General features: G+C 42.1%; 3 protein-coding genes. 1 reads left to right on the top strand and 2 read right to left on the bottom strand.

Translation table 11 applies throughout. The annotated features are described in order from the left end of the window. On the bottom strand, positions 1 to 1,049 hold a 1,049-nt coding region (locus tag F6K37_RS36560), incomplete at its 3' end, for an Rpn family recombination-promoting nuclease/putative transposase (RefSeq protein WP_287255881.1). Between the two features lie 138 nt (positions 1,050 to 1,187). Continuing rightward, positions 1,188 to 1,796, bottom strand: a complete 609-nt coding sequence (locus tag F6K37_RS36555) for a Uma2 family endonuclease (protein WP_502887807.1) — start codon at positions 1,794 to 1,796, stop codon at positions 1,188 to 1,190. A gap of 149 nt (positions 1,797 to 1,945) precedes the next feature. Here F6K37_RS36555 and F6K37_RS36550 point away from each other — a divergent pair. Continuing rightward, on the top strand, positions 1,946 to 2,980 hold a 1,035-nt coding region (locus F6K37_RS36550; protein ID WP_287255878.1), incomplete at its 3' end, for a P-loop NTPase fold protein.

Here is a 2,980-nt window from a genome sequence, read left to right as displayed (position 1 = left end):
CACTCTTGAGTTTTATTCAACCAAGCCCTTAAATCTTCAAGATTCGAGAAATCTAAGCAAGCTTCACTCAACCCTTCCAACTGATCCAGTGATAGTTGACTAATTTGCTGTTGCAGTTCACTCGGTATTTCTCCTAAGCTACGGGATAGCAGACGGAGGATCAGTGCTCGTTCTCGTTGTGCTCCTTCTTCACGACCTTTTAGCAAGCCTTCTTGTAAACCTTCTTGTCTAGAAGTCTCAACAATATTATTCATGTCTCGGTAATATTTGAGACTGTTTTGATAGTTATCCTGTTCAGTGCGAGAAAAGTTAGCAATTTCTGCAACGTCAAACAGTTGATTGAATACCGGCTCTTGGAAAGGTTGAGGGCGATTCTGTAATTCTGAGAGATTTTTCAGGACAAACAGCCATTTATCAAAATGTGTCTCTAACTGGTCTATAGTTTTGGTAAACTTGGGCAACTCAATGTAGCGGTGCGACCCCGGTCGGGCTTCCCGACCTAGGGAACGCGCACCAAGAGAAAGGAATTTGAGTTTGTCATAAAACACCTGACAATCCTGATTTTTTAGCTCCACGGTATGTAGGATTGTCTGATCATTTTTGCGGTGCGACCCCGGTCGGGTTTCCCGACCTAGGGAACGCGCACCAAGAGAATGGTCGTCAAAAACAAAATCTAAGACACCGACAGTATAAACCGCCTTTAACTGATAATCCCAATCGCCTTTTTGCGCTTGTTCTTGGATCGGAAATGTGGAATAGTAAGCGCTTCTATCCTGAAAGAAGTTTTGTTTTGCTTTTTGAATCTCGACAATGAAACGTTCACCGGTTTTGGATTGACAATAGATGTCAAAAATTCCTTTGCGGTCTACAGGAGTGTTTCCTAAATTTTCCGTATTCTTGAAGGTGACATCTTCAATGTGATGACGGGGTGGTAAAAGGGTGTTTATAAAATCAATAAGTAGCCCTTTATTTGGCTCTGTACCAAAGACACGCTTAAAGCCAAAATCGGTGAGTAAACTAATGTACTTATCTTTGAGTGGATAGGCCATGACTGTGCTAGGTAAATCCTCCCTCAAATAGCAATTTATAAGTTGCTTAATTTTACTCTATTAAACTATTTTTTTTCGGAGGTTGAGCTTTGCATAGCAGATCTTTTTTTTAGAACAGTAAACTTCAGCTATATAGAATTATCCTCTAGCTTCCCTTAACTTGTCTCGAAATTCTAGTGCTGCTTCTAGGGGATCGGAAGCTGTGGCATATTTTCCTAGCATCCCTAAATCTAAATCCGGTAAAAGCTCGCTTTTTTGAATGTGTTCGTAAGCCTCGCCTCGGAGGTGATATACGTCAAAATGGTTATTCTTAAAAAACCAAACTTCTCTCACCCCCAATCGTTTATAAACCTCTAACTTATCGATACCACCACTGGTCACCACTACCTCAATCGCTAAGTCAGGAAATTCTTTTTCTGTGCCGATACAATAGGATTCATCAGGTTCAGTACCACCTAGATTTTTTTCCTGACGGAGTGTTGTGGAACCAAGGGGAAAGTAGCGAGTTCGTGTCTCTTTGAAGTAATCTTCTAGGAGAGAGCCAATAATCGTTTTATAGGTTTCATGGCGACGGCTTGGTGCCATAATTTCTAAAAGTCCATCTATATAGGTCACGCGATACCAAGGGCTATCTCCCAATTGGGATAAGAAAGCGTCATACTGCTCCCAGCTAACACCACTGATAATTCGCTTGTCTTCGGGATCAGTTGCCTTTAATTGTTTTGGTAAATTGTCTAGTAAAACCATATGCGATCGCAAAATCATTACTAATGTTATAACAGTTCTCACAATTTGTGGATGTTAAGGAGTAGGGAGTACGGAAGTAGCACTGACTCCCTCAGGTAAGCGATTGGCCGTAGGCCACGCTACGCGATCGCATTTTGCTGGGAGTATGATTGAATCAGCCCACAGCTGACAATGCCAGTAAAAGTAACGGTATGAGCAACGCCAAGTATTGGAAACCAGCTTACCAACTGTTTAACCCAGAGCAACCCCTGACCACACCAGAGGAAATGAAAGATTTTTATATCCAGCGAGAGGATAGTCCAGTAGAATATGTAATCACTACTCTGGAAATGGAAGACCAGCCAGCTAAGTTTTTATTAGCTGGTCATCGGGGCAGTGGAAAAACAACGGAATTGCGACGAATTCAACAGGAGCTAGCAGAAAACTATGCCGTAATCTGGGTTGATACGGCAACAGCTCTCGACCGGTATAATATTGGTTATGCTGAGGTGGTGGTGTTGATTGGGATGGAGGTTTGTCGCCAAGCTATTAAACCAGGCTGGTGGTCAAATCGGGCTCAGCACTTACTGGATGATTTAGAAAATAGCCTGACAACTGTAATTTATCAAGATAAAGAAACAGATACTGAACAGTTAGAGTTACCAGAGGTTTTAAAAAAAATGGGGTTAATTCTGAAACGGGGATTAACTCGGGATATGACCAAAACCCTTAACGTTCGCCCTGCTGTTAGTGACATTATTGATCGGGTAAACGCTATTATCAAAGCTGCTGAAACTGACCGCAACCAAAAATTATTAGTAATTGTAGATGGTCTCGATCGCCATGATTTGAGAACTTCTCTGGAAATGTTTGCTAGTCCGCTCCTGACAGAATTAGAGTGTCATATCATCTACACCATTCCAATTTCTTTACGATATTCCCCTAGCTTTCGGCAACCGAGAGAAAGCTTCCAACCTTTGGATTTGTATAATTTGCCTGTATTTGAATGCGAACGCAATTCTCGTCCCACCTCAACTGCTAACAAAGTTGGTCGAGATATCTTGAAGTCTGTCATTACCACAAGATTAGCTAAAATTAACGAGACGGATCTATTCACTCCCGATGCCCTAGAGCTATTATCTGAAAAGAGTGGTGGTGTGATCCGGGATTTAATCCGACTAGCGCGGGGGGCTTGTCAGGTCGCC

The organism is Moorena sp. SIO4E2 (assembly GCF_010671945.1).
In the GTDB taxonomy this organism is placed as follows: Bacteria; Cyanobacteriota; Cyanobacteriia; order Cyanobacteriales; family Coleofasciculaceae; genus Moorena; species Moorena producens.
Note: the sequence above shows the minus strand (reverse complement) of the source record. Positions and strands in the feature narration are given on the sequence as shown.

Coding starts and splice junctions, on each gene's coding strand:
- F6K37_RS36555 (WP_502887807.1), bottom strand. CDS start 1,796: ATGGTTTTACTAGACAATTTACCAAAACAATTAAAGGCAACTGATCCC.